The 25,616-nt window shown below is 42.8% G+C and carries 20 protein-coding genes; 13 read left to right on the top strand and 7 right to left on the bottom strand.

The window, feature by feature from the left end; genetic code table 11:
* The first annotated feature begins 18 nt into the window (after positions 1-18).
* Positions 19-1,533: a type IX secretion system motor protein PorM/GldM gene (gene porM / locus QWZ17_RS25070; RefSeq protein WP_290308079.1), complete on the top strand. Its 1,515-nt coding sequence runs from the start codon at positions 19-21 to the stop codon at positions 1,531-1,533.
* A 7-nt stretch (positions 1,534-1,540) separates the two neighbouring features.
* Complete coding sequence (gene porN / locus QWZ17_RS25065; RefSeq protein ID WP_290308078.1) at positions 1,541-2,527, top strand: type IX secretion system ring subunit PorN/GldN; 987 nt, start codon at positions 1,541-1,543, stop codon at positions 2,525-2,527.
* A gap of 189 nt (positions 2,528-2,716) precedes the next feature.
* Here the strand turns inward: porN and uvrC are convergent, their stop codons facing one another.
* The 4 genes from uvrC to QWZ17_RS25045 form a co-directional block, all read right to left on the bottom strand.
* The gene (uvrC, locus tag QWZ17_RS25060; RefSeq protein ID WP_290308077.1) at positions 2,717-4,531 is read right to left on the bottom strand and encodes an excinuclease ABC subunit UvrC; all 1,815 of its coding nucleotides are present in this window, start codon (positions 4,529-4,531) and stop codon (positions 2,717-2,719) included.
* A gap of 206 nt (positions 4,532-4,737) precedes the next feature.
* Positions 4,738-6,993, bottom strand: coding sequence for a penicillin-binding protein 1A (locus tag QWZ17_RS25055; RefSeq protein WP_290308076.1), 2,256 nt, complete (start codon positions 6,991-6,993; stop codon positions 4,738-4,740).
* Positions 6,994-6,998: 5 nt separating this feature from the next.
* A complete protein-coding gene (gene porW, locus QWZ17_RS25050; RefSeq protein ID WP_290308075.1) occupies positions 6,999-10,052 on the bottom strand; it encodes a type IX secretion system periplasmic lipoprotein PorW/SprE in 3,054 nt (1,017 codons plus the stop codon).
* A gap of 68 nt (positions 10,053-10,120) precedes the next feature.
* Positions 10,121-10,324 carry a hypothetical protein gene (locus tag QWZ17_RS25045; protein ID WP_290308074.1) on the bottom strand — a complete coding sequence of 68 codons (204 nt, stop codon included), beginning with the start codon at positions 10,322-10,324 and terminating at the stop codon, positions 10,121-10,123.
* 72 nt (positions 10,325-10,396) lie between these two features.
* On the opposite strand from QWZ17_RS25045, the gene QWZ17_RS25040 reads away from it, so the two are divergent.
* The 11 genes from QWZ17_RS25040 (at position 10,397) to QWZ17_RS24990 (ending at position 20,666) form a co-directional block, all read left to right on the top strand.
* Positions 10,397-10,624: an AtpZ/AtpI family protein gene (locus QWZ17_RS25040; protein ID WP_290308073.1), complete on the top strand. Its 228-nt coding sequence runs from the start codon at positions 10,397-10,399 to the stop codon at positions 10,622-10,624.
* Positions 10,621-11,004, top strand: coding sequence for a hypothetical protein (locus QWZ17_RS25035; protein WP_290308072.1), 384 nt, complete (start codon positions 10,621-10,623; stop codon positions 11,002-11,004). The genes QWZ17_RS25040 and QWZ17_RS25035 overlap by 4 nt, the downstream gene beginning before the upstream one ends.
* 17 nt (positions 11,005-11,021) lie before the next feature.
* The gene (gene atpB / locus QWZ17_RS25030) at positions 11,022-12,107 is read left to right on the top strand and encodes a F0F1 ATP synthase subunit A (RefSeq protein WP_290308071.1); all 1,086 of its coding nucleotides are present in this window, start codon (positions 11,022-11,024) and stop codon (positions 12,105-12,107) included.
* Positions 12,108-12,150: 43 nt separating this feature from the next.
* A complete protein-coding gene (gene atpE / locus QWZ17_RS25025) occupies positions 12,151-12,360 on the top strand; it encodes an ATP synthase F0 subunit C (protein ID WP_259091316.1) in 210 nt (69 codons plus the stop codon).
* A 96-nt stretch (positions 12,361-12,456) separates the two neighbouring features.
* The gene (gene atpF, locus QWZ17_RS25020; RefSeq protein WP_290308070.1) at positions 12,457-12,951 is read left to right on the top strand and encodes a F0F1 ATP synthase subunit B; all 495 of its coding nucleotides are present in this window, start codon (positions 12,457-12,459) and stop codon (positions 12,949-12,951) included.
* Between the two features lie 122 nt (positions 12,952-13,073).
* Positions 13,074-13,622, top strand: coding sequence for an ATP synthase F1 subunit delta (gene atpH, locus QWZ17_RS25015; RefSeq protein ID WP_290308069.1), 549 nt, complete (start codon positions 13,074-13,076; stop codon positions 13,620-13,622).
* Between the two features lie 33 nt (positions 13,623-13,655).
* On the top strand, positions 13,656-15,230 hold the full coding sequence (gene atpA, locus QWZ17_RS25010) for a F0F1 ATP synthase subunit alpha (RefSeq protein WP_290308068.1): 1,575 nt from the start codon (positions 13,656-13,658) through the stop codon (positions 15,228-15,230).
* Between the two features lie 207 nt (positions 15,231-15,437).
* Complete coding sequence (gene atpG / locus QWZ17_RS25005) at positions 15,438-16,322, top strand: ATP synthase F1 subunit gamma (RefSeq protein ID WP_290308067.1); 885 nt, start codon at positions 15,438-15,440, stop codon at positions 16,320-16,322.
* An 825-nt stretch (positions 16,323-17,147) separates the two neighbouring features.
* Positions 17,148-18,872, top strand: a complete 1,725-nt coding sequence (locus tag QWZ17_RS25000) for an ArnT family glycosyltransferase (RefSeq protein WP_290308066.1) — start codon at positions 17,148-17,150, stop codon at positions 18,870-18,872.
* Positions 18,873-18,882: 10 nt separating this feature from the next.
* Positions 18,883-19,911: a lipid A deacylase gene (locus tag QWZ17_RS24995; RefSeq protein ID WP_290308065.1), complete on the top strand. Its 1,029-nt coding sequence runs from the start codon at positions 18,883-18,885 to the stop codon at positions 19,909-19,911.
* 29 nt (positions 19,912-19,940) lie between these two features.
* Positions 19,941-20,666, top strand: coding sequence for a DUF2490 domain-containing protein (locus tag QWZ17_RS24990; protein ID WP_290308064.1), 726 nt, complete (start codon positions 19,941-19,943; stop codon positions 20,664-20,666).
* 322 nt (positions 20,667-20,988) lie between these two features.
* Here QWZ17_RS24990 and QWZ17_RS24985 read toward each other — a convergent pair whose 3' ends face one another.
* The 3 genes from QWZ17_RS24985 to QWZ17_RS24975 all read right to left on the bottom strand — a co-directional run bounded on the left by QWZ17_RS24985 (position 20,989) and on the right by QWZ17_RS24975 (position 25,385).
* Positions 20,989-21,735, bottom strand: a complete 747-nt coding sequence (locus QWZ17_RS24985) for a head GIN domain-containing protein (protein WP_290308063.1) — start codon at positions 21,733-21,735, stop codon at positions 20,989-20,991.
* 233 nt (positions 21,736-21,968) lie between these two features.
* Positions 21,969-23,645 (bottom strand): M1 family metallopeptidase, encoded by a 1,677-nt coding sequence (locus tag QWZ17_RS24980; protein WP_290308062.1) that lies wholly within the window; start codon positions 23,643-23,645, stop codon positions 21,969-21,971.
* 87 nt (positions 23,646-23,732) lie between these two features.
* The gene (locus QWZ17_RS24975) at positions 23,733-25,385 is read right to left on the bottom strand and encodes a M1 family metallopeptidase (RefSeq protein ID WP_290308061.1); all 1,653 of its coding nucleotides are present in this window, start codon (positions 25,383-25,385) and stop codon (positions 23,733-23,735) included.
* Positions 25,386-25,616: the final 231 nt, after the last annotated feature.

The following is a 25,616-nucleotide window of genomic DNA, read 5'->3' as shown; positions in this document are numbered from 1 at the left end:
AGCTAAGATTTATAATACATGGCCGGAGGTAAGGAAACCCCAAGACAGCGAATGATAGGTATTCTGTACCTGGTGCTTTTAGGCTTAATTGCCTTAAACGTACCAGAGAACCTGTTAGATGCTTTTAAAAATATAACCCGAAGCTTAGATGCTTCAACCAAAAACGTTAATACGAGTTTACAAAATACATATGCTTCTTTTGAGGCTAAGGTAAAAGCGCAGCCCGATAAAGCAAAATACCTGGAAGCTGCTAAAGAAGCAACTAAGGCGACTTCGGATTTGAACGCTTTTATTGAAGAAACCAAGGATAAATTAAAAACTGCGGGCGGTGGCATGAATCCCGAGATTGATGACATCACAGCAAGGGACAACCTTGACATCTCATCAGAGATTATGATCAACGGGAAAAGAGCCGATGAGTTGAAAGAGAAAATTGATGCTACGAAAGCAAAATTACTTCAGTTATTGGGTAAAGATGCTGATGGAGTGAATTTCTCCTTGAATACAGATCCGCCGGCATCACGTCCGGGTATTCAGGATAAATCATGGCAGGACGCTTATTTTGGTGAAGGTATCCCGTTGGGAGCTACGATTACCACTTTAGCTAAAATTGAAGCCGATTCTAAAAATGCCGAGAACGAGGTAGTTAAAAAGTTATATGCTAACGTTGATAAGGCCGAAATAACGCTAAACACATTCAAAGCCGTTGTTGTGGCGCCAAGCAGCTATATTTTATCAGGTCAGCAATACAAGGCAGACATTTATTTAACAGCCTATGATTCGCACACTAATCCATCTATTACGGTAGGTGGTTCGCCGGTGCCAAGTAAAGATGGTATAGGTACTTATACAACTACCGCAAGTGGCGAAGGCAGCCATACCGTATCTGGTGAATTAGTTGTTAAGGCAACAGATGGTGGCCCAAATAAAACTTATACTTTTTCACAAACTTACATGGTAGCCCGCCCGTCGGCGGTGGTATCGCCAGATAAGATGAACGTATTATATATTGGTGTACCAAACCCGGTTACTGTTTCTGCCCCTGGTGTACCAACATCGGCTTTAAATGTAAGCATGAGCGGCGGTTCTATCAGTGGTTCTGCTGGTCACTATACCGTTAAAGTAAGCAGTATTGGCGATGCCAAGATCACCGTTACCGGCGAAAAAGGTATGGTATTAGGAGCATCGGCTTTCCGTGTAAAACGTATTCCTGATCCTAAAGCGCAGTTTGGTGGTAAAAGCGGTGGTTCAACCAGCGCGGCTAACTTACGCGGACAAGACAGGTTATTTGCAAAGCTTGATGGGTTTGACTTTGATGCTAAATTTAACGTAACCCGTTTTACTTTATTTATCATAAAACCGCGCCAGGACCCAATTATATATTCGGGTACCAGCGGCGAACTTACCGGCGCAATGAAATCGGCTATGAACAGCGTTACAACAGGTACTACCGTTGTGTTTAAAGATGTTGTAGCTGTTGGTCCAGACGGTTCACCACGCGCGCTTGATGCCATTGTGTTAACCGCTAATTAATACGCGTATGAAAAAGAGAATTTTATTAGTAGTACTTTGCTTAGCTTGTGTAAGTGCATTTGCGCAAACAAAAAAGAAAAAAACAAGTACTCGTGGCAAAAAGCCGGCTGCTTCTGCCTCAACCAGGCAGCGCCAGGTACAGCCTCAGCCTAATAATGTAGTAAGCTCGGCAGCACCTGTTGATTCTGTTAAGAAAAAACCTGGAAAGCCGTTTGAAAGGCCGCTTGACGGGTACTTTAAAAAGAACAATATTTTAAGTGCTAAGGTAACGCCTTATGCCAGCCTGCGCGAAAGCGATGTTGCTTTTCAAAAAAGGATCTGGCGCGAAATTGACGTTCGCGAAAAAATGAACAATTACCTGGCATCGCCAAAATGCCGGTTAATTGACGTATTGCTGGCAGCAGTTATGAGCGGCGAATTGACCGCTTACGACCCAACACCAGGCAAACCCGAAGATGTTAATGGCGATAGCTTTTCAACTCCTTTAACCGCTGCGCAAGCAAAAGGCCGTTTAGCCGGAGCCGACAGTAGTGTGGTTAACAAATTGGATAAAGATGGTAATGTTATCGGTTCATCAATGGTGGCCAGCGAGTTTAACCCCGATAGTGTTCTTAAATTCCGCATCAAGGAAGACTGGATATTTGACAGGCAGCGTTCAATATTTGAGCCACGTATAGTTGGTATTGCGCCGCTTGTTAAGCCAAAAGGCTTAGGTACCGCTAATGTGGATTACCTGCCGGCGTTTTGGATTTATTTCCCTGATGCCCGCCAGGTTTTATCAACCAAAGAAGTAGTAAGCCGTAACAGCGATGCAACTGGCCTAAGCTTTGATGATGCTTTCATGAAAAGGATTTTTACCAGTTATATTGTGAAACAAAGTAACGATAAAGACGAACGTATAAAAGATTACGCCCAGGGTATTGATAAGCTTTACGAAGCAGAAAAAATCAAGAAAAACCTGATGGATTGGGAACTTAACCTTTGGCAATACTAATTGTTAAGTCAAAATTCAAAAGTAAAAAGTCAAAACTGTTATGGTTTTGACTTTTTGCGTTTAGAGCGGACGAATCCTATTTTTCCGAGATAAAATTACGGAAGCGATGAAAACTTACGAAGTTTTTAAAACTTCGTAAGTTTGGATATTCATTTTGCTATCTGTGTTCTTAAGGGAGTAAACATTCTTTTAACTCACTTCCTCCGTGCTAAAATAACTCCTTATCGCTTTAGCTTGTTTCAAATTCACAACCTCTAACAACATTTCCTCACTTGCTTCGCGAATCTTTTTAACAGATTTGAAGTATTTTAAGAGCTTTTCGGCGGTGGTTTTACCTATTCCCTCTATCAATTCAAGTTCGGTGGCCAGGGTGCCCTTATCGCGAATTTTGCGGTGAAAGGTAATCCCGAACCGGTGGGCCTCATCCCGAAGGTGTTGAATAACTTTTAAAGTCTCTGATTTTTTATCGAGGTACATCGGGTACTGGTCATGCGGGTAATACAATTCCTCCAGGCGTTTGGCGATGCCAATAACGGTTACCTGTTTATCAATCCCCAATAACTTTAAACTATGCATGGCCGATGATAGCTGTCCTTTGCCACCATCAATAATGATCAGTTGAGGTAATTCGGTTCCCTCATCCAACATTCGGCGGTAGCGCCGGTGTACGGCTTCTTCCATGGTGGCAAAGTCGTTTGGTCCTTCAACCGTTTTTACATGGAAGTGCCGGTAATCTTTTTTTGATGGCTTTCCATCTTTAAACACTACAATGGCCGAAACCGGGTATTTACCCTGGAAATTGGAGTTATCAAAACACTCAATATGTTTTGGCAGCTGATTCATGCGTAAATCCTTCATCATCTGCGTAAGCAAACGTTCGGTACGGATCTCGGGGTTCAGTTTCTCGTACTGATCTATTTTTTCTTTTTTAAAGAACTGCACATTCTTTTGGGATAGATCAAGCAGTTTGCGTTTCTCGCCCAATTGGGGTACGGTAAACTTAATCCCTGGTGCATCCTCCACGTCTATTTTAAACGGAACAATCACCTCTTTTGAGGTACTGTTGTACCTGCTTCTAAACTCGATGATGGCAAGCGTGAGCAAATCCTCATCGCTTTCGTCCAGGCGCTTTTTTAGCTCGATGGTTTGCGTTTGGATGATGGTGCCATTCATCACCTTTAAGTAGTTTACAAAGGCTAATTTCTCTTCAGACGCGATGTTAAATACATCCACATCAGTAATGGATGAGTTAACAATGGTTGATTTGCTTTGGTAGTTATCCAGCAAATCAAACTTGCGTTTCAGGCGATGGGCCAGCTCATAATTATAATCGGCCACGGCGGCCTCCATTTCACTTTTAAGGCGACGAAGGATAGCCCCTATCTTGCCATTCAGGATATCGGTGATTTCGCCAATACTGTTGTCGTAATCGTCCTCGGTTTGATAGTTTTGACATGGGCCTTTGCAGTTGCCCAACTGGTATTCCAGGCAAACTTTAAATTTTCCCTTATCAATGTTTTCGCGCGTAAGTGCCAGGCTGCAAGTGCGCAGGGGATAAGTTTCCTTAATCAGCCCCAAAATATTGTGCATCATACTTACTGATGCGTACGGACCTAAATATTTTGATCCATCTTTAACAATACGCCTGGTCCAGAAAATGCGGGGATAGTTTTCGTTTTTAATAATAATCCAGGGATAGGTTTTATCATCCTTGAGCATTACGTTATAACGCGGCTGATGCTTTTTGATCATGGCGTTTTCCAACAGCCATGCATCCACCTCGGTATCAACTATGGTAAAAGTTATATTACGGATTTTGGATACCAACACCCTTGTTTTGGCATTGATATGCGCGTCCTTATTAAAATACGAGCCAACGCGATTGCGCAGATCTTTAGCCTTCCCAATATAGATCAGCTCATTCTCCACATCCCAATACTGGTAAACTCCAGGCTTGTGAGGGATGTTTTTTAAAGCCTCTTTGTAATCAAATTTCTCACTCATGTACCGAAAACAAATAGCAATGCGTCATTCCGGGTATCCATCAGGGGCAAACCTGGGAAAATAGTGATGACGTTATTTATTGAGTCGTCATTGCGAGGAACGAAGCAATCCCTAATAGGCAGGTGCGTTTACAGATCCGCTCTGTAAATCGGGGATTGCTTCGTCGTTCCTCCTCGCAATGACGCGTATTAATTATTTTAATGCCTTTAAAAATCTAATTTCTTGTCCACCTCATTAGTCCCCTGTTGTTGCTGCGTGTACTGCCCGCAATCCAACACGATGCTTACACCGTTCTTGGGTGCATCAAAATCAACTGTTTTTTTGATACCGAGAGCAGGGTTGGCATATACCTTTTTCATATAAAGGGCAAAAATAGGTAAAGCACTGTTGGCGCCTTCACCCAGGCGGGTTGATTGAAAGGCGATATCCCTGTCTTCGCAGCCTGTCCATAAACCGGTAACCAGTTGCGGGGTTATCCCTATAAACCAACCATCAGAGTTGTTTTGCGTTGTGCCGGTTTTGCCGCCTATAGGGTTACGCAGGCCATATTTATAGCCTAACCTTGCACCTGTACCTTCTTCAATAACGCCTTTAAGCATGTAGGTCATTACGTAGGCGGTTTGCGGGTTCATGGCCTGTACCACTTTTGGCGTATGGGTGTATAACACGTTACCGTTTTTATCTTCAATACGTAAGATATAAGTTGGCTCGGTCCATAAACCGTGATTGGCGAATACCGAGTAGGCAGCAGTCATTTCAAACACCGAGGCATCAAATGTGCCAAGGCATATAGATGGGTATGGTGGTACCGCGCTGGTGATCCCCATTTTTTTGATAAGGTCAACAACTGGTTCGGGTTTCACTTCGCTCATTACGTGTGCCGTAACCCAGTTTTGTGAGTGAGCTAATGCCTGGCGCAGGGTGATAAAGCCGGGCAATGTTTCGGACGGTGATGACCGCGGGCACCACGGATCGCCATAACCACGAATGGTATCCGGTACGTTATTGATTTTCATACATGGCGAGTAGCCATTATCAATAGCCACAGCATAAGTAAACGGTTTGGCTGTTGAGCCCACCTGGCGGGTGCCATTTTTTACCTGATCATACTTAAAGTGTTCAAAGTTGGTACCGCCAACCCAGGCTTTCACGTAGCCGGTTGTTGGGTCCATACTCATAAGGGCGTTACGCAATAGCATTTTGCTGTAAACTATAGAGTCGATAGGTTTCATTACCGTATCGATACTGCCATGCCAGGTAAACAGGTTAACCGTATCGGGCGTGTTGAAGTTGGTTTTAATATCTTCATCATCCATACCTTGTAACTTCAGCTGTTTATACCGGTCGCTTTTAAGCATGCCCTGGTTAACCAAAAACTTAAAGTTGTGGATGTTTTTGGCCAGGTTTTGTCCGCGCCAGTGGTCATTAAACTGCACCTGCAGGTTTTTCATGTACTCCTGCTGCGCTTCCTCGGCGTATTGCTGCATGGTTGCGTCAATGGTGGTATAAATTTTTAAGCCATCACGGTCAAGATCATATGGAGTGCCATCCGGACGGTTAATGTTTTGCTCCTTAAATATCTTCTGAACCTCTTTTTTTAATACCGATCTGAAATAAGGGGCAGGGCCATCTATATGCGTGCTGAGGTGAAAATCTAAGCCCAATGGTTTTTGCTTTAACTCCGCTGCCTGGCCCTCACTTAATGAACCTTGCTCAACCATACGGTTAAGTACCAGGTTGCGGCGGTTAATGGCATTTTTGGGGTGCCTTATGGGCGAGTAGATGCCCGGTCCGTTTACCATGCCAACTAATAAAGCGGCCTGATCTGGCGTTAGCTTATCCGGGGTAGTATTAAAATAAGTACGCGCCGCCGATTTTATACCATAGGTGTTATAAGCACCAAAATCAACCGTATTTAAATACATGGTAAGTATTTCCTGCTTGGTATAATGACGTTCAAGCTTAACGGCGGTAACCCACTCCTGCATTTTTTGAATAACACGTTTAAACGGATTGGCGGCTCTTTCGCTAAAAAGATTTAAGGCCAATTGTTGGGTAATGGTACTGCCACCTTGTTTTTGCCCAATAAGCAGGTGCAGAAAGATGGTAAAACTACGGCCAAAATCAATACCCGAGTGATCAAAAAAACGTTTGTCTTCGGTAGCAACAAGCGCGTTGGTTACATTAGGCGATATCTCTTTAAAAGTAACATTTGAGCGGTTTTGGATATAATAAGTACCCAGCACCTGTTTATCAGACGATATTACTTCCGAAGCCAGGGCGCTTTTGGGATTTTCCAGACGCTGGAATGATGGCAGCTGACCAAATACATCAAAAATGGTAAGTGTAATCATTAGTGCTACAAAAACAAAAAGCGCGATAACTGTACGCCAAATGTACCAGTTATAGTGCCTTATATCCTGTGAGCTAAGTGTTGGTTTCTTATTATAGGTGGTCTTCATTTGTGTCAATAAAATTTCTGATAGTAATCAATATAACTATCTAATGTTTTTTGGTCGGCTAATTTATCCAGATTTTCCTTCGTAATGATAAAAAAACTGTATTTATCCTTGGGCACCTTCATAATATCGGGTAACAAAGGCACAATGCCGCGGGCGTAATTTTTAACGTCATCCAGGCTGTAAAACCGACCAACAAATATCGCCTGGTCATCGGCCCCAAGGGCTTTCAAATCGTGCTTAATGGCGCTATTGGCAAAATGGGTACGGTTAAACTGCCCTACACCAAAACGTGAAGAGGCCAGGTTAGTTGTACCGCTGGTAACGTTTATAACAAAATAGTAGTTGGTACTATCCCGTAGGTTAAATATATAGGTAACTGCCGGCGCTGTTATTACGGGTTGTGTGGTTTGCTGCGCCGATGCTTGCTTAACGGCCGCGTACTGATCAAGCAGCTTACGCACCGAATCGACAGTGGGTGGTGCCACCGCTGGGGTAGTTGCAGGTTGCTTGGGTAGTTCAACCACCGTTTTTACTGTGTCTTTATGAGTTGTAACTACCGCCGTCACTTCTGTTTTAACCGAATCTTTATGAGTTACAACGGCGGCAACCGGGGGCTTAACCGGTTCAATAGGCTTAGGCGGGGTGGGAGGCGGAGGCTCGGGCTTCGGCTTTGCCGGTGGCGTTACTTTGGGTTCCTGCCTTACCTGTGCTACCTGAATATCTGCCGATGGGTGGTAATCCGGGCGGTATTCTGTTTTCTTTTGATACGCAACAGGGGGGGTAAACGGAATCTCGTTTAAATCATTACCCGATAATACAACAACGCGGGTTGCCATCTCCGTTTTGTTTGAATCTATGTAGCTAAGGTGCTGTTGTGCTAAGGGTGTTACCAGCCTGTCATTAGGATATTTAGCTACAATTAATTGCAGATCTGTTACAAATGGTTGTAGTTTTTCCTGGTGGGCGGCAGCTATCGTTTTTAAATAATACAGTTGCGCGGCAAATTTATTGTCGGGGTAACGACTTAGCAGGTCATTAGCCTGGGTAATTACTTCGGTGTATTTACGGTCGCTGTACAAAGCATATACATTATTGTAGTAGCCATTAAATTCCGAATTGGCATCGTCTAATCGTTTGGCATAATTAGGGTCGCGGATAACTTTGGCAAAAACGGTATCGGGGAACTCTGTAAGGATCTTGTTTTTATAGTCTTCAGATTTTTTAACATCTACATCGGCATATAAACGATACAGGTTATAATACACAGCCGCTTTATCATTGCTTTTTGGGAAACGCAGTAATAAAGCTTCGTAAGTTGCTATAGCTTCTTTTTTATCGCCCAAAATATCGCGGTAAAAATTAGCCATATCCATGTAGGCATTGTAAACCCTGATGTTTGAGCGGTTGAGCAAATCGGGCGTGAGCGGTACATTTTTAACCAGGTCCTGCCGGTAAGCGCCAACATCGCCTTTGGCTGCATTGGCCGCATCCTGTTGCGATGGCACGAAAGGGTCGTCGGGCTGGCCGCCGGCTGTATTAACCGTTTGGGCAAGGGTGCTTGTTGATCGTTTGCTGCGGCGCCAGTTATCTTCTAATTTGCGGTTACCCCATTGCCTTTTAAAATCATTTACGCCCGAGCTTAATGCCGCCGGATTGTAAAAGTAAAAGGTGCTGCCGCCAATTTTGTTGGCCTGCTGATTATTTAAACCGGCGGTGTTCCTGTTGTTTTCAAATTGCCCGTTATTGCTGTCGGTAGCTTGCTGGGCCACCTTATCCTGCAAAATTTTGCGGTTAACCAGGGCCTCAATACGTGCGGCGCGGGCTTTTTCATCAAGCGAGGCCAGCATTTGCAGGGTATCCTCGCGCGATATGGTTTGCAGCAAACCGGTAAGAATTTGCAGGTTATTGGCTTTTTTACGAATGATCTGGTAGCCGGGATAAGTGGGGGGCAGGTAGGTAAGGGTACTATCGTAATATAATTTGGCACCGGCATAGTCGGCTTTGTATTTAAAGTCGATATCGGCAATACGCAGGTAACTCAAACCTTTCTGACTTTGGTTTGCGGTGCTGTTACGTACCGATAGTTTATAATTTTTAACCGCGTTATCAATATCACCAGTGGCATAAAACTGTTGGGCAATCTGGTAATAGATCTGATCTTTAAATTCCTTGTTGTTTTGATTTTTGAGCAGGCGGCGAAGGCGTTCGGTTTTATTAAGCTTGATGCCGTTTTCCATATCCTGTAAGCGGATGCGGTTAAGGTTGGCGTTAAAAGCCATCTCGAACGACGCGTTACTTTTAACAATACTGCCATAGTTGGCAATGGCAGCATCGGGTTTTTGATTGAGCTCCTGTAGCTGGGCCAAAATAAAGGTCCACCTTAGTTTAAGGTTACCGTCGTGGCAATATTGCAGGGCTGTTTTGGCGCTTTCTTCTGCGGCGGGGTACTCTTCGGTATTGATGTCGTGCTGTAGTTTGGCAGCATATATACCGGCAGGAATGCTTTTTTTAGGGTTGATGTTATTAATCGCGGTATCAATAGCCAGTTTAGCTTCGGTAGGGTTGCTGAGGTATAACAAGGCCCTTGCTTTCCAAATGAGCGCCTCCTGTTTTAAGTTAGCCTGTTTGCCGTATGATGCAACAACGTAGTTAAAGTACTCTACCGCGTCGAAATATTTGCCCTCCAAAAACCGCGATTTGCCCAGCACCAGGTAAGCATCGCCCAGGTAATGGCTTTGCTCCTTAATATTAATAATCTTGTTGGCTTTGCTGATGGCCAGTTCAAGGTCTTTATCGGGCGTGCTGCTTTGCGCCGCTGTATCCGGATAAACATTTAATAGTTCGTTATAAGAATCAACAAAGGCGGCAGCATAAGCTTCCTTTTTAATGCGAAGAATCTCATTGGCATTAAACAGGATGTTATAATGCGCGGTTAAGTTTTGCATATTGCGGTTAAAGCCGCTTTCCTTTTCGAGCGAGCAACCTGCCAGGAGTAGCATGAATGCAAACAGCGCAAAACTGACTTGCCTTAGGATGATGTAGTTAGAATTGCGCCTCAAAGGTTTTTATATTAGTATATGAGTTTTAATAGGTCTTTTATCGCCATGTGCCATTTGTAACATACAATTTAAGCAAGCTCATTTAATAACTCTTCGGCAGGCTTTCCCTTTAGCTGTCCGGTTTTTATCAGTTTGATTTCTTCCACGGCGTATAATAATTCTGTTAAAAATACATGGTTAGCGTCGGTGTTAGGTTTTGTTTTGGCATGCTTTTTTAAAAGTGTTTTTACAAAGACAGCTTTGTCGTCATTTGTGGCTAACGAGATCTTCATAAATATTTATATTATAATTAAAAGCATTGCTAAAATACTAAAGATTATACAATAGGTTTAATAAATTTGCGCATGGCCCAAAATGAACAAAATAACGGCGATGGCCGTGATGAGGTAAATGGTTACGCCAAATATATGGGGGTAGCATTTCAAATGCTGGTAATTATTGGCATTTGTACTTTTGCCGGGTATAAAATTGATGAGGCGGCCAATCATCAAACCAAGTGGGTAACCGCTTTACTGGCATTGCTGGGTGTTTTTGCCTCTTTATTTTTAGTAATCAGATCTGTAAAAAATTGAAGCTGCTTAAACCTGCCCTTTCATTTCTGTTATTTGTAGCACTGATAGCTGCACTGCCTGTAATAATAAGCCACAATGGGCATCCGGACTGGCTTATTCAAAAATTTTGGGTGCTATTTGGTTTCGTAAGCATATTTACGTTTTTAACCGTGATGCTGGTATTGGTTATAGGCCAGGTAAAGCCACAGTTGTATGCACAGGCCTTTTTAATTGGTACCACCGTTAAGATACTTTTCAGTTTACTTTTTGTGCTGATATTGGTAACCAAAACCCCAATTGACCGGTATATTTTCATGGCAGATTTTGCTTACATATATATCTTAAATATGGGCTTTGAAATCTACACTTTGTTACGTAACTTGCGCAACCAAAATTTATAGTAAGAATCTCGCAATTAATGGATTTTAGCCACATTTTGAACTCAAGAAAAATAACCACCAGCGTAGTTTTGGGCGTTTTTTTAACGCTCCTTTCCTTTGGCAAGCTTTACGCGCAAGAGCAAAAAGCCCCCGAAAACAGCCAGGAAACAAAAACTGAACAGAAGTTTGACCCTACAGAAACCATTATGACACATATTGGCGACTCGCATTTTTATCATGTGGGTGGCGGTATCGCGTTTCCTTTGCCTGTAATATTATATACCAACAAAGGTGTAGAAATATTTATGTCATCGGCCTTTGGTCATGAAGGCGAAGAAATTCACCAGGGAAAGTATGCTAAATACGCGCTTATTAATGACAAGGTAAAAGCTGTTAGTGGCGACGATAAAACTATCGATACCGCTGTTTCTGTTTTTGATCTTTCAATAACCCGTAACGTGGCGTCTTTATGGATGTCTGTTATCTTGTTGCTTATCATTTTCTTAAGTGTGGCATCAAGCTATAAAAAGCGTGTTGGCAAAGCGCCAAAAGGATTGCAATCATTCCTTGAGCCGGTTATTCTTTTCATAAGGGATGATGTGGCTGTACCTAATATTGGTTACAAGTACGCGCGTTTTATGCCGTTGCTGTTAACCGTATTCTTTTTTATATTGATCAACAACCTGATAGGTTTGATTCCTTTCTTCCCGGGAGGTTCAAACTTAACCGGTAACATAGCGGTAACTATGGTGCTATCGGTAATTACTTTATTGGTAGTAAACCTTAACGGTAACAAACATTACTGGGCGCACATCTTTTTCCCGGGTACTGTGCCTGTTTGGTTGTGGCCGCTTTGGTGGGTGGTTGAGTTGCTTGGTATTTTTTCAAGACCGTTCGCGTTGATGATTCGTTTGTTTGCCAACATTACTGCCGGTCACATTATTGTGCTTAGCTTAATATCACTGATCTTTGTATTTAAATCAGTTGCTATTGCGCCGGTATCTGTTGCGTTTGTGGTGTTCATGGATATATTGGAGTTGCTGGTAGCATTGTTGCAGGCGTTTATCTTTACCCTGCTTACCTCATTGTTTATCGGTACTGCAATTGAAGAGCATCACCATTAATAGTAAATAACTATAATATATATTAACATTTAAATTTTAAATCATGATTGGAAGTATTGCTGCATTAGGTGCAGGTTTAGCGGTAATCGGTGCTGGTATAGGTATCGGTCAGGTTGGTGGTAAAGCCATGGAAGGTATATCACGTCAGCCAGAAGCTGCTTCAAAAATCCAAACTGCTATGATCATCGCTGCGGCTCTTATTGAAGGTGCTGCTCTGTTTGGTATAGTTGTATCATTCCTGGGTCTTAAATAAGAAACCCGGTTAAAAAACTAAAAGCCGTGCCTGGCGCGATTGGCACCAGCCCGGCTTTTAATTAAAATGTTCATTAAAAAATAGAATATATAAAAGATGAATCCATTAGTAACACCGGATTTAGGATTAGTAGTTTGGACAACAGTAGCGTTTGCTTTCCTGTTTTTTATATTAGCTAAATTTGCCTGGAAACCAATTATGGCTGCCATTGGCGACCGCGAAGCTTCAATAGAAAAAGCATTGCTGAAAGCTGAAGCCGCTAAAGAAGAAATGGAACGTTTAGTTCGCGAAAACGATTCACTGATTAAACAAGCCCGTGCCGAGCGCGATCAGATTTTATCTGATGCCAAAAAAGTAAAAGAGCAAATGATTAGCGATGCTAAAGAACTTGCTCATAAAGAAGGCGCACGTATGATTGAGCTTGCCCGTGTTGAAATCAACAATCAAAAAGCGGTAGCAATGGCCGATGTTAAAAATCAGGTTGCTACATTGTCTATCCAGATTGCTGAGAAAATTTTACAAGGCCAGTTAGAAGATCAGAAAAAACAAGACGAGCTGGTTAGCCAGTTATTGAAGGAAGTGAAATTGTAAGGATTTCGGATTTGGGATGTTCAATTTCGGATTTATTTCCTTGCCGCGTCCAAAACCAATTTCCAGAAATTCAAAATAAAAAATTCCGATATCGAAAATTCGAAATCCGAAATACATAAAATATGTCAGAATTAACAGTAGCAGCCAGGTACGCCAAATCACTTATTGATCTTGCACAAGAGCAAAACAGTGTTGAAGCTGCTAAGAGCGATATGGAGCTTTTTGTGCATACATTGAAAGCCAACCCGCAGCTTAGCGCTGTGTTGGCAAATCCGGTAGTATCGCACAGTAAAAAATTAAGCATCCTCGACCTTATATTTGGTAGTAAGGTTAGCAAACTTACGCTTGCTTTTTTTAAGTTAATGGTTAATAAAGGCCGCGGTGAAGTTTTATTGACAACAGGTTATGAATATATTAACCTGTACAATATCAAAAAGAATATCACCAAAGCCCGTATTGTTTCGGCTACTTCTTTATCTGAAGCTAACAAGCAAGTGATCATTAGCGAACTGCAGGCTTCAATAGGTGGTACTGTACAATTAAGTGCCAAAGTTGATGCAGCTTTAATAGGCGGGTTTGTACTTACCGTTGGAGATCAGCAATTGGATACCAGCGTAAGCAGCAGCCTTAAAAAATTACAAAAAGAATTTACCCAAAGCGGGGTATTATAATATTAAACACAAAACTCTAAATAAATTTAAACAATGGTAGAGGTAAGACCAGACGAAGTATCGGCAATTTTGCGTCAGCAATTGGCAGGCTTTAAGTCAGAATCTGAATTAGAAGAAGTGGGTACTGTGCTCCAGGTGGGCGATGGTATTGCCCGCGTTTATGGACTAACAAAAGTACAATCAGGTGAGCTTGTTGAATTTGGCACAGGATTGCAAGGTATCGTACTTAACCTTGAAGAAGATAACGTAGGTGTGGTATTGTTAGGTAAATCTGACGATATCAAAGAAGGTGATACTGTAAAACGTACCAACCGCATCGCGTCTATCAACGTTGGTGAAGGCATGCTTGGCCGTGTTGTGGATACCTTAGGTAACCCAATTGACGGTAAAGGACCTATTACAGGCCAAACTTACGAAATGCCTTTGGAGCGTAAAGCACCGGGTGTTATCTACCGCCAGCCGGTTACCGAGCCTTTGCAAACCGGTATCAAAGCTATCGACGCGATGATCCCTATCGGCCGCGGCCAGCGTGAGTTGGTTATTGGCGACCGTCAAACAGGTAAAACCGCTGTTTGTATTGATACCATCATCAACCAAAAAGAATTTTATGATGCCGGCAAACCGGTTATCTGTATATATGTTGCCTGCGGTCAAAAAGCATCAACAGTAGCAAACATTGTACGCACGTTAGAAGAAAATGGTGCTATGCCATATTCTATCGTTGTTGCTGCAAATGCTTCAGACTCTGCTACCATGCAGTTCTTTGCTCCTTTCGCGGGTGCTGCTATCGGCGAGTATTTCCGTGATACAGGCCGTCCGGCTTTGATTGTTTATGACGACTTGTCAAAACAAGCAGTTGCTTACCGTGAGGTGTCATTGTTATTACGTCGTCCACCGGGCCGTGAGGCTTATCCTGGTGACGTGTTTTACCTGCACAGCCGTTTATTAGAGCGTGCCGCTAAAGTTAACTCAAATGATTCTATCGCCCAGGCGATGAATGATTTGCCAGAGTCAATCCGTGGTATTGTAAAAGGTGGTGGTTCATTAACCGCGTTACCTATCATCGAAACACAAGCTGGTGACGTATCTGCATACATCCCAACCAACGTAATTTCAATTACCGATGGTCAGATCTTCTTAGAGTCTAACTTATTCAACGCTGGTATCCGTCCGGCCATCAACGTAGGTATCTCGGTATCACGTGTGGGTGGTAACGCGCAGATCAAATCAATGAAAAAGGTAGCAGGTACTTTGAAACTTGACCAGGCCCAGTTCCGCGAATTGGAAGCCTTCTCAAAATTCGGATCAGACCTTGATGCTTCAACCAAATCTGTACTGGATAAAGGTGTACGTAACGTAGAGATCCTGAAACAAGGCCAGTACTCGCCGGTATCTGTTGAAAAACAAGTTGCTATCATTTACCTGGGTACTAAAAACCTGATGCGTAGCGTACCTGTAAAAGATATCAGGAAATTTGAGTTAGAATACACCAGCCAATTAGAAGTTCGTCATCCGGAAGTTTTAGCTGCCCTTAAAGCAGGTAAATTTGATGATCAGATCACCGGCGTACTGGAAACAGTAGCTAAAGAACTGGCAGGAAAATACTAAATTAGTAGCAAGTAGTTAGTATCAAGTATCAAGATTTTTATTTTGGTAAATGTTACTAACTACTTGATTTAGAAAATAGCTTTAGTAAAAGTAAAGATAATGCATCTTATTACTTGGTACTAAATACTTGATACTTAAAAAAGCATTATTCAAGCAGTGCGGCCAGGTACTTGATACTTGATACTAACTACTTGATACTCAAAAAAAATGGCTAATTTAAAAGAAGTAAGAAACAGGATAAAATCTGTAACCTCAACGCAGCAAATTACCAAGGCCATGAAAATGGTTTCGGCAGCTAAGCTAAAGCGTGCTACAAATGCTATCATTCAATTGCGTCCTTACGCTACCAAACTGAATGAGTTGCTGGCAAACCTTTCTCAAAGTTTGGAAGAGGGATCGTCACCATTTTTACAGGAGCGCGAGCCGGTGCGTGTTTTGGTTGTTGTTGTATCATCGAACCGCGGTTTGGCAGGTGCTTTTAATGCCAACGTAATTAAAACGGCCAATAATCTTATTGCCGAAAAATATAGCAAGCAATTGGCGGCAGGTAATGTTTCAATTGTAGCTATTGGTAAAAAAAGCCAGGAGTTTTATGAAAGACGCAAGTACAATGTAATTGGCAACAATAACGATTTGTACCAGCACCTTAACTTTGAAAATGCTTCTAAAATAACTGAAAGCATTATGGAAGGTTTCATTAAAGGCGATTACGACCGTGTAGAATTGGTATATAACCATTTCCGCAACGCTGCTGTACAGTTTTTAATTACCGAGCAGCTATTGCCTGTTCCTAAACCAGAGAAAAAAGAAGAGGTTAAAGCATCTAACGTTGACTACATCCTTGAGCCATCTCAAAAAGAAATAGTTGAACAGCTGATTCCTAAAAACATCAAAATTCAGTTATACCGTGCCGTATTAGACTCAAATGCGTCTGAACATGGTGCCCGTATGACGGCGATGGATAAAGCTACAGACAACGCCGGCGAATTATTGAAAGCCTTAAAACTTTCATACAACCAGGCCCGCCAGGCAGCCATCACCACCGAACTTACCGAAATTGTGAGCGGTGCGGCGGCATTAAGCGGCAGCTAAGCCAATTATTAACGTATTTATATATAGGCTCTCTTGCAAAAGAGGGCCTTTTTTGTGGAATGGCGTTAAAACTTATTGACGATGAAAGGATTATTAACGATAACCTCCTGTCATTGCGAGTTATAAAATCCGGGGCTTTTGAAAATGGAGATGACAACAACAAGAAAAAAATGGGGTCATGCTGAGTTATAAAATCCGCGGATTGTGAAAGTTGAAATGACGTATATCGTATGGCGCAGACGACTCACCCCGAACATCGCTACGCTTGTTCTGCCCCTCTCTCTGACTGCGTCGCATAGAGGGGCGGGGAAAAAAAAGGAATGTTTTTACCCTCTTTGCGGCTTTAGCCGCAGAGAGGGTCGGCCAGCGAAGCGTAGCCGGGGTGAGTCGTCGCCAGCGTTCAAACCCACCGCATTAGGCTAAAACGAATACGTCATGGGTAGCCTGTCGAAGCACGCGTGCGAAGGCCTCTCCACGCGTGTCTTCGACAAGCTCAGACTGACAGCCCTCTTTAAAAATTACGATTTGTCATAGATAGGCACGAAGCAATCTGCAAATGCTACAGCGCAAACTATGCAAGGTTGATCTGTTTGCGTGGAGATTGCTTCGTTCCTCGTATGACGGTATTTTAAAAAACACTTCTTCCCGCCTAAACTTCGGGCTATAATGCCCGACACTTTTTCCCGTCTTAATTCTTGCCGCTATCCGTAAAGTATGAAGATTTTATGTGTATTTTAATCAATTTACTTAATCATGATAGCCGCTTGTTTAAGGGTTTGGGGTTTTATCATACCTTTGCAGCTAAATTTTTCACAATAAAGGCTAATGCAGGATACCGCCATCAACAATACGGAGGCCCAAACCAGGAATAACAAGCCCGTTCTTTATTTTTTACTAATTTGGACGGCTTTTAACATTCTGCAATCCTGCCGCCTTGAACTGCATGCCGATGAGGCCTATTACTGGGTTTACTCCCGTATGATGGATTGGGGCTTTTACTACCATCCGCCTATGGTAGCCGTATTTATCCGCATGGGCGATGTGCTGATGCACAATGAACTTGGTGTACGGTCGGCAACCATATTGGCCAACAGCGCGTCTATTTACCTCATATGGTTAATGCTAAAACGTTACCAGGTAAGTGCTAAATGGTTTATCCTGCTAATTTCAAGCATTTGGGTAATACACATATATGGCTTTATAGCCACGCCAGATTCGCCTTTGCTTTTCTTTGCGGTACTGTTCTATTTCTTTTATCAGCGTTATTTAGATAAGGATAGTTGGTTGCTGGCGCTGGTATTGGGCGTAGTGGTAGCGTGTTTAATGTACAGCAAATACCATGGCATTTTATTGGTAACTTTTACGCTGCTTGCCAATTTGAAGCTGTTAAAGCGTCCGTCATTTTACTTTATTGTATTGCTGGCGTTGGGCTTATATGTGCCGCATATTTTATGGCAATATCACCACGGTTTCCCGGCGCTAAACTTTAACCTGTTTGAGCGCGATGATACCATCAACTTTACGTTTGGCTTTACTTTTATAGGGATGCAGCTATTGCTGGGCGGCGCTTTTACCAGCTGGTTTTTATTTTATAAAGGGTTTACCACTAAAGTGCAGGACGTTTTTACACGTACCATGAAGGTGAACGCGGTAGGTATCTTTGTATTTTTTTACCTCAATACTTTCAAGGTAGATGTGCAGCCGCATTATACCTTGATCGGTTTTGTGCCGCTGATCATGCTAACGCTTATCCACTTTAAACAAGATGGTAAAAACCCGCCCGCTTGGTTTTATAAATTAAGTATTGCCAACATAGCTGTTTTTGTGGTTTTCAGAATTTGTACCATCATTGGTTTCGATGCTATACAGCATGCGCCCCAGTTATCAACTTACTACGGCTTTCACAGTTGGGCCGATGCTGTACACGCGAAAGCTGGTGACGCTTATGTGGTAATGCGAGATGAATATCAAAATCCATCTAAATATGATTTCTATACCAACTCCTTAAAAGGCTTTGGGTACGATTCCCGTTATTACCGCACTACCCAGTTTGACATGTGGCCTTTTGAGGACGATATGCAGCACAAAAAGGTATACTTTTTAACCGATAGCAAAATCCCTGGTGTAACAACTGATAGCCTTAACAACCTGGGTAAATGGTATGGCGGCTGGATTGAAGACACGCGCACTTATCAAAAAGTGATATGTAAACCTACATCATACATAATGGCAGGTATGGCGGGCCAAACGCAAATGATCGACTTGGAAATCACAAACCCTTATCCTTTCGCTATCAACTTTACTAATAAACAAGTAACGCATCAACTTACTATGGAGGCATGCTTCTTTTTAGGAGTTAACCAGGTCGACGTTCAAAAGGCATCTGAAGATTTTTATAATATATCGATAAAACCGGGGCAAAAAGCCCATTATAAATTTCCGCTAAAAACGCCGCTAAAGAAAGGGCTGTACCAGCTTTATTTCTCATTGCGTACCGATCCTTTTTCAGGCAGCCGCAACAGCGGCGTTATAAAATTTACAGTTAAATAATACATTTCTTATGATCAGAAAAATATACTTATTAGCCATTGTTTCAATTATTAGCTGCACCGCCGCAATGGCACAGGAAACCATCGATGTGCATTTTAACGCGTTGGGTTTTATGGATAACCGCGAGTACAAACCATTTGTATTGCGCTCCCACACCTACAACGGTATCCGTACCGAGCTGGATTTTGGATTTAACCTGGATAGCCTTAACCATTTTGTGTTTGGTGCCAATGGCATCCACGAGTTTGGCGCACAACCTTACTTTTTAAAAGTTAACCCGGTTGCCTATTATAGCTTTACCGGTAAAAGCTGGTTGTTTAATGCCGGTGCTTTCCCGCGCGAAGGTTTGCTTACCGATTATCCACGTGCTTTATTAAATGATACCTTGCGTTATTATCGCCCCAATATTGAGGGCTTATTGGCCCGGGTGCATAATGACCATTTTATTGAAACCGGCTGGATTGATTGGGTAAGCCGCCAAACCAATACCGATAGGGAGCAGTTTATCTTCGGTTTCTCTGGTAAATACAAGCCGGCAGTGAATGGCATGTTTTATGTATCGCATTATTTTATGTTAGAACACGATGCCGGTGCCGCGGTGGCTGTACCTAATGACAATATCAGGGATAATGGCGGAGGCCAGATTAGGTTAGGCCTGGATTTTGGACACAAAACCTTCCTCGATTCTTTATCGGTAGAGGCTGGTGGTATGATGTCATTTGAGCGGGTACGCGGTTTGGATGGTTTTCAAAAACCTGCCGGTTTTGTAGCCAATGCCTATTTTGGTTATCACCGTTTTGCGCTGTACGATGAATTTTATAAAGGCGAAGGGCATCATATTATGTATGGCGACGCGTTTTATGAAAAGAAAACATATAACCGTATGGACATCATCTGGACACCGTTTTTGTACAACCGATTCAAAGGTCAGTTTATCCTGAGCTTTCATCAAACCCCCGGATACCAGATGAGTAACCAGGAAGCTTTCAGAATTACATTTGACCTGGGCAGGCGTGTACTGGAAAGGTTAAAAGACTAAATTGAGTTTTTAATTAATATATATACCTTATGCACCTGAAAAAACAATTAGCTCTTGCAGCTATCCTGTTGTTCGTAGTTCCTGCAACTCTACGCGCACAGGACAATCAGTTTTCGGCCTGGGGAGCCCTGTTCCACACCCAGAAGCTATCAACCCATTGGGGTTACTCGTTTGATGGCCAGTTACGATCTCACGATGAGATCAGCTATTTAAAGCACATCCTGCTGCGCCCATCCGTGAATTATTACTTTGCTAAAAACAAAGTTGGCGCTTTGGGCTATGCCTATATTGCCACTTATGGCCGTACCCCGGCCGGCGATCAAACCTTTCGTCCGGAGCATCGCACCTGGGAGCAATTCATTTACTCGCACAAAATTGGGAAAGATGTAGCGATGCAGCACCGTTTCCGGTTAGAACAGCGTTACCTTGGCAACACCGCCGCCACCAAAAATGATCATTACTTTGCCCAGCGTATGCGTTATTTTGCCCGGGCAGTAGTGCCGATAGGGAACGATTCGGTAGTATTTAATAAAGGGCCATTTGTGGCTTTACAGAACGAAGTATTTGTAAACGTACACAACAAACAAAAAGTGAACAAACACTTTTTTGATCAAAACCGCGCTTACGTAGCCATTGGTTACCGCATCAACAAAATGATAGATGTAGAAACGGGGTATTTAAACCAATACATTAAACAGGCTGAAACATATACGCTGAACCACGTAGCGCAGCTGGCGTTTTATACGAGGTTTTAGGAGCCTCATCTAAATTTGTGATTGCTTCCTACCTATCCATTGAGGTATTATATATTCCGTCATTGCGAGGTACGAAGCAATCTCCAAGCTATACAGAGCGGATAATATAAGGCCGATTTGTCTGCGTAGAGATTGCTTCGTACCTCGCAATGACGATTCTATAAATTACCTCGTGTCGATTTTTTGGGGTTTCCTTGATGGGATATTCGCGATGACAAAAGTTACCCCATAAAACAGTAAAAGCGATGATCACTGATCGCTTTTATTGTTTTATATCAAATTCAAGAGCCCTCTCCTTTGGAGAGAGGGCAGGGTGAGGCTTCTACATCCTGCTCACATCTCCACTACCAATTTTTGAAGTACTCACGCTTTTAACGCTGCCGGTGTAATGGATATCACCTGATCCCACTACGCTGGCATCTAATTTTGTGCTTACATTAATTTTAACATCACCAGAACCAGCTACGCGTACGGCGGCGGTGTTGGTCACCAGGCGGGTTGCCGAGTAATCGCCAGAGCCGGCCACGCTTACGTTTGAGTTATCGGCGCTGCCGCTGATGCTGATATCGCCCGAGCCTGCCAAAACGCAATCGAGGTTTTTAACTTCTAACTTGCCGCTTAAATCGCCGGAGCCGGTTAGCTTTAATTTAAATGAATTGGCGCGCAGACCTTCTTTAAAAGATACATCGCCAGATCCTGAAAGTGTAACGCCATCAAGTTCTTTGGCCGATACATAGATCATGATCTTTTTATGGCCGCCATCAAACCAATGCCAGTCGTTATCGCTTTTGGTGTAAATTTTCAATACGCCGCCGTCAACTTCGGTAATGATGCGTTTGATGATATCGGCAGGGGCCGTTACTTTAACAGATTCGGTTGATCCCTGGGTAATTACCACATCAAAAGAACCAGATACATTTACCGAACTAAAACCTGAGAGGTGACGGTCTTCGGTATTGCTTTGGTCGTCATCGGCAACAATTTTAGCAACAGGCGCTTTGGCAATAGTATATTGTACGGTACCGGTTGCCAGCGCTGCAACCAATAATACTTTACTTAAACACTTCATAATTATATCGTTTTGTACCTATAAGACCCAGGTTGTAAATAAAGGTTGCATGGGTGGTGAAAATTTATTAAGTGAGTGGTTGATTGGGTTGATTAAGTTGGAGTAAGTTGATTAGGTTGACCGGTGTCGAATTGGGTAGGAAAATATTTTTCTCAATTATTGTAACCTATTCAACTCAATTCAACTTAATCAACCACTCACCTAATCAACCCAATCAACCACTCACCTCAACATCAATCCACCAACACCCCAATATAATAATTAAAAGTATCAACCTCAATATTGTCTTTGGTTGCGCCTTCAAGCTCAACGGGTTTAAAGCGGGTTGTTGGAGTGATAAATTTATAGTCGCCGCCTTTAATGCGCACTTTAACCGGCATGGCAAAATCTTTGGCGTCGGCGCTTGTCCAACGGGCAAGGGTTTTGCCGTTACGTACTATAAGCTCCAATATCGGGAGGGTTTTATAATGCAGGTACTGATCAAACACCGGGGCCAGGTTCATGCCTGTTTCTTTACAGATGTAGTCGACAACCTGATCGTAAGTAACGGTTTGATGGTAAAAAGTTTTGTTTAAACCACGCAGGATGCCGCGCCATTTTTCATCGTCGTTAATAATAGTGCGGATCATGTTGAGCATGTTGCCGCCCTTATAGTACATATCGCCCGATCCTTCTTTATTTACTCCATAAGCGCCAACTATAGGCCTGTCATTAACAATAGCCATGCGGGTGCCGTGCACATATTCCTGACCGGCCTGTTTACCATAAAACGTCTCCACAAATAACGACTCGGAATAGTTGGTAAAACTTTCATGAATCCACATATCGGCCAAATCTTTTGAGGTGATGTTGTTGCCAAACCACTCGTGCCCGCTTTCGTGTACCACAATAAAATCCCATTTTAAGCCCCAGCCGGTGCCAGAAAGGTCGCGCCCGAGGTAGCCGTTATGGTAGTGGTTACCGTAGGCAGTACCGCTTTGGTGCTCCATACCCAGGTGATGGCTTTCAACCAGTTTATAGCCATCCTCGTAAAAAGGGTACGGACCAAACCAGTGTTCAAAAGCCTTAAGCATGCGAGGCGCGTCAAGGCCCCATTGTGCTTTGGCTTTATCAAGATTATAGCTTAACGGCCAAAAATCCATAGTTAGCTTACCTTTTTCGCCATTGTATACGCCTTCATAATGGGTATAGTCGCCAATGTTGGCTTCAATATCGTAGTTGTTGATGGGGTTTGATACAAACCAGTCGAATTTGGTATAACCATTTTTCAGATCGGTTACTTTACGCAAACGGCCGTTGGATACATCTTTTAAACCGGTGGGTACGCTGATGCTGATCAAAGCGCTATCCACCTCATCGGCCTGCTGATCTTTAGTAGGCCACCATACACTGGCTCCCATGCCCTGGCAGGCGGTGGAAACCCAGGCATGGCCTAAGGAGTCGGTATTATACTCAATACCACCATCCCATGGGGCACGTTTAGCAATAGTTGGGTTGCCCGAGTAGTAAACGGTAAACTCGTCCTTGCTGCCTTTGGCGATGTTTTTAGGGAAACTTAAAAACACGGCGTTAAACTCGCGGGTATATTTTAGTTCTTTGCCTTTGTAAACCACCTTTTCAATGGTGAGGTTATTCCACAAATCGAATTGTAATTTATCAAAATCAGCATCGGCAGTAAACTTAAACAGTACGCTGCCACTGATGAATTTTTTATCGATATCAAACTTCACATCAAGGTGATAATAGTTGATATCGTAGCAGGTACGCAATGGCGTGGTCAACGATCCTCGTAAAGTATCGGCCCTGGTAAATTTCTCTTTCACCGTACCCAATTGCGCCTGCGCGGACATGAAAGCGCCGCCCGCCAGTAAAAGGCTCAATGATAATTTGTATAGATATTTAGTTTTCATGTTCATATTTTACTCATTTAATATACTGCGCCCAAAGCAGCTTGCTTTTTAAGAACCCTCTCCTTTGGAGAGGGCAGGGTGAGGCTTCTAATCAACTAATTCCCCCACATAAAAATTCAGTTTATCAATCTCAATGTTATCCTTATTGGCCCCCTCTACATCAACCGGAGTAAAACGGGTAGTCGGGGTAATAAATTTGTATTCGCCGCCTTTTACGCGTACCAAAATGGGCATGGTAAAATCTTTCGCGTTGGCTATCCAACGGCTACAGAATTTACCACGTACGGTTGCAAACTCCAGTATAGGTAAATCTTTATAATGCAAATACTGATCAAACACGGGCAGCAGGTTTTTGCCCGACTTTTCGTTTATGTAGTTTACAACCTGGTTGTAAGTAACCGTTTGATGATAAAAGGTTTTGTTGAGGCCACGCAGGATGTCGCGCCATTTTTCATCATCATTAATAATAGTACGCACCATATTAAGTATAATCGCACCTTTAGGATACATATCGCCCGATCCTTCTTTGTTTACGTTGTATGGTCCAACAATAGGGCTATCGTTTTCTATCCCGCTACGCAGTCCAAAATTATATTCCTGTCCGGCTGCTTTGCCCCAGTTATCCTCAATAAACAACGATTCAGAATAACAGGTAAAGCTTTCGTGAATCCACATGTCGCCAAGGTCTTTACCAGTAATGTTGTTGCCAAACCACTCGTGCCCGCTCTCGTGGATAATAATATAATCCCATTTTTTACCCCAACCCGTGCCCGACATATCATACCCCAGGTAGCCGTTTAAAAAGTGATTACCGTAGGCTGTGGCGCTCTGGTGCTCCATGCCTAAATGCGGGGTTTCTACTAATTTATAACCATCTTCATAAAAAGGGTACGGACCAAACCAATGTTCAAAGGCTTTAAGCATAGGCTTGGCGTTGATGCCAAAATGTTCTTTAGCCTTGGCCAGGCTGGCGGGGAGTACCCAGTAATCCATGGTGAGTTTGCCTTTTTCGCCCATGTAAGTATCCCCAAAATGAACGTAATCGCCAATGTTGGCTACCACATCATAATTGTTGATGGGGTTGGCTACAAACCAATCAAAGCGGGTATAGCCATCGGCAAGTGGTGTAACCTTGCGCAGCCTGCCGTTTGATACGTCTTTTAAGCCTTTGGGTACGCTGATGCTGATGAGCATGCTATCAACCTCATCGCTTAAATGATCTTTATTGGGCCACCAGATGCTGGCACCCACACCCTCGCAGGCAGTAACCACCCATGGTTTGCCCAATGAGTCTTTTTTGAAAACCACGCCACCATCCCAGGGCGCGTTTACAGCTACAGTTGGCTTGCCCGAGTAAAATACCGTAAACTGATCTTTACTGCCTTTAGCAATTGTTTTTGGGAAAGTAACAAACACTGCGTTGGCATCCCGTGTAAACGGAATTATCTTGCCTTTGTAAATCACTTTATCCACTGTTAAATTGGCAAACAAATCAAACTGTAGTTTGGTAAAATCTTCTGTTGCCGTAAACTTAAAAAGGTTGCTGCCGCTGATAGCGCGTTGGGTGATATTGAACTTCACATCCAGGTGATAGTAATTAATATCGTAACAGGTACGTAAAGGCGTAAGGTTACCCCGCAGGCTATCGGCATGGGTAAAGCCTTCTTTTTCTTTAAGGAGTTGGGCACGACTTGTTAGCGCACCAAAGGATAGCAGAATAATGAGAAATCGTAGTTTCATTAACGGAGGGCTTCGATAATCAGTCAAAATTTAAACAGCCTAATTTAGCAACATAATCGCTAACAAATAATTAAATACAACACTGTTACATTAAGGAGCTAATAAGTGGCTAATGTTTGGTAAAATTGGGTTAAGGTAGCCTATGTTCGTAGCGATGGGTTTAAAACCTTGAGTGTTCGAAACCTTATAAGTGGATTTTTATTTTTATTTTCGGTGTTTGTTCACATTTTA

Origin of the sequence: Mucilaginibacter flavus (assembly GCF_030409315.1) — a bacterium.
GTDB classification, from domain to species: Bacteria; Bacteroidota; Bacteroidia; order Sphingobacteriales; family Sphingobacteriaceae; genus Mucilaginibacter; species Mucilaginibacter flavus.
This window is presented reverse-complemented; position numbering and strand designations above follow the sequence as displayed.

What these genes read in the sequence shown, in the direction of transcription:
- porM (WP_290308079.1), top strand. Translation starts at nt 19, where the DNA reads ATGGCCGGAGGTAAGGAAACCCCAAGACAGCGAATGATAGGTATTCTG.
- porN (WP_290308078.1), top strand. Translation starts at nt 1,541, where the DNA reads ATGAAAAAGAGAATTTTATTAGTAGTACTTTGCTTAGCTTGTGTAAGT.
- uvrC (WP_290308077.1), bottom strand. Translation starts at nt 4,531, where the DNA reads ATGAGTGAGAAATTTGATTACAAAGAGGCTTTAAAAAACATCCCTCAC.
- QWZ17_RS25055 (WP_290308076.1), bottom strand. Translation starts at nt 6,993, where the DNA reads ATGAAGACCACCTATAATAAGAAACCAACACTTAGCTCACAGGATATA.
- QWZ17_RS25045 (WP_290308074.1), bottom strand. Translation starts at nt 10,324, where the DNA reads ATGAAGATCTCGTTAGCCACAAATGACGACAAAGCTGTCTTTGTAAAA.
- QWZ17_RS25040 (WP_290308073.1), top strand. Translation starts at nt 10,397, where the DNA reads ATGGCCCAAAATGAACAAAATAACGGCGATGGCCGTGATGAGGTAAAT.
- atpB (WP_290308071.1), top strand. Translation starts at nt 11,022, where the DNA reads ATGGATTTTAGCCACATTTTGAACTCAAGAAAAATAACCACCAGCGTA.
- atpE (WP_259091316.1), top strand. Translation starts at nt 12,151, where the DNA reads ATGATTGGAAGTATTGCTGCATTAGGTGCAGGTTTAGCGGTAATCGGT.
- atpF (WP_290308070.1), top strand. Translation starts at nt 12,457, where the DNA reads ATGAATCCATTAGTAACACCGGATTTAGGATTAGTAGTTTGGACAACA.
- atpH (WP_290308069.1), top strand. Translation starts at nt 13,074, where the DNA reads ATGTCAGAATTAACAGTAGCAGCCAGGTACGCCAAATCACTTATTGAT.
- atpA (WP_290308068.1), top strand. Translation starts at nt 13,656, where the DNA reads ATGGTAGAGGTAAGACCAGACGAAGTATCGGCAATTTTGCGTCAGCAA.
- atpG (WP_290308067.1), top strand. Translation starts at nt 15,438, where the DNA reads ATGGCTAATTTAAAAGAAGTAAGAAACAGGATAAAATCTGTAACCTCA.
- QWZ17_RS25000 (WP_290308066.1), top strand. Translation starts at nt 17,148, where the DNA reads ATGCAGGATACCGCCATCAACAATACGGAGGCCCAAACCAGGAATAAC.
- QWZ17_RS24995 (WP_290308065.1), top strand. Translation starts at nt 18,883, where the DNA reads ATGATCAGAAAAATATACTTATTAGCCATTGTTTCAATTATTAGCTGC.
- QWZ17_RS24990 (WP_290308064.1), top strand. Translation starts at nt 19,941, where the DNA reads ATGCACCTGAAAAAACAATTAGCTCTTGCAGCTATCCTGTTGTTCGTA.
- QWZ17_RS24985 (WP_290308063.1), bottom strand. Translation starts at nt 21,735, where the DNA reads ATGAAGTGTTTAAGTAAAGTATTATTGGTTGCAGCGCTGGCAACCGGT.
- QWZ17_RS24980 (WP_290308062.1), bottom strand. Translation starts at nt 23,645, where the DNA reads ATGAAAACTAAATATCTATACAAATTATCATTGAGCCTTTTACTGGCG.
- QWZ17_RS24975 (WP_290308061.1), bottom strand. Translation starts at nt 25,385, where the DNA reads ATGAAACTACGATTTCTCATTATTCTGCTATCCTTTGGTGCGCTAACA.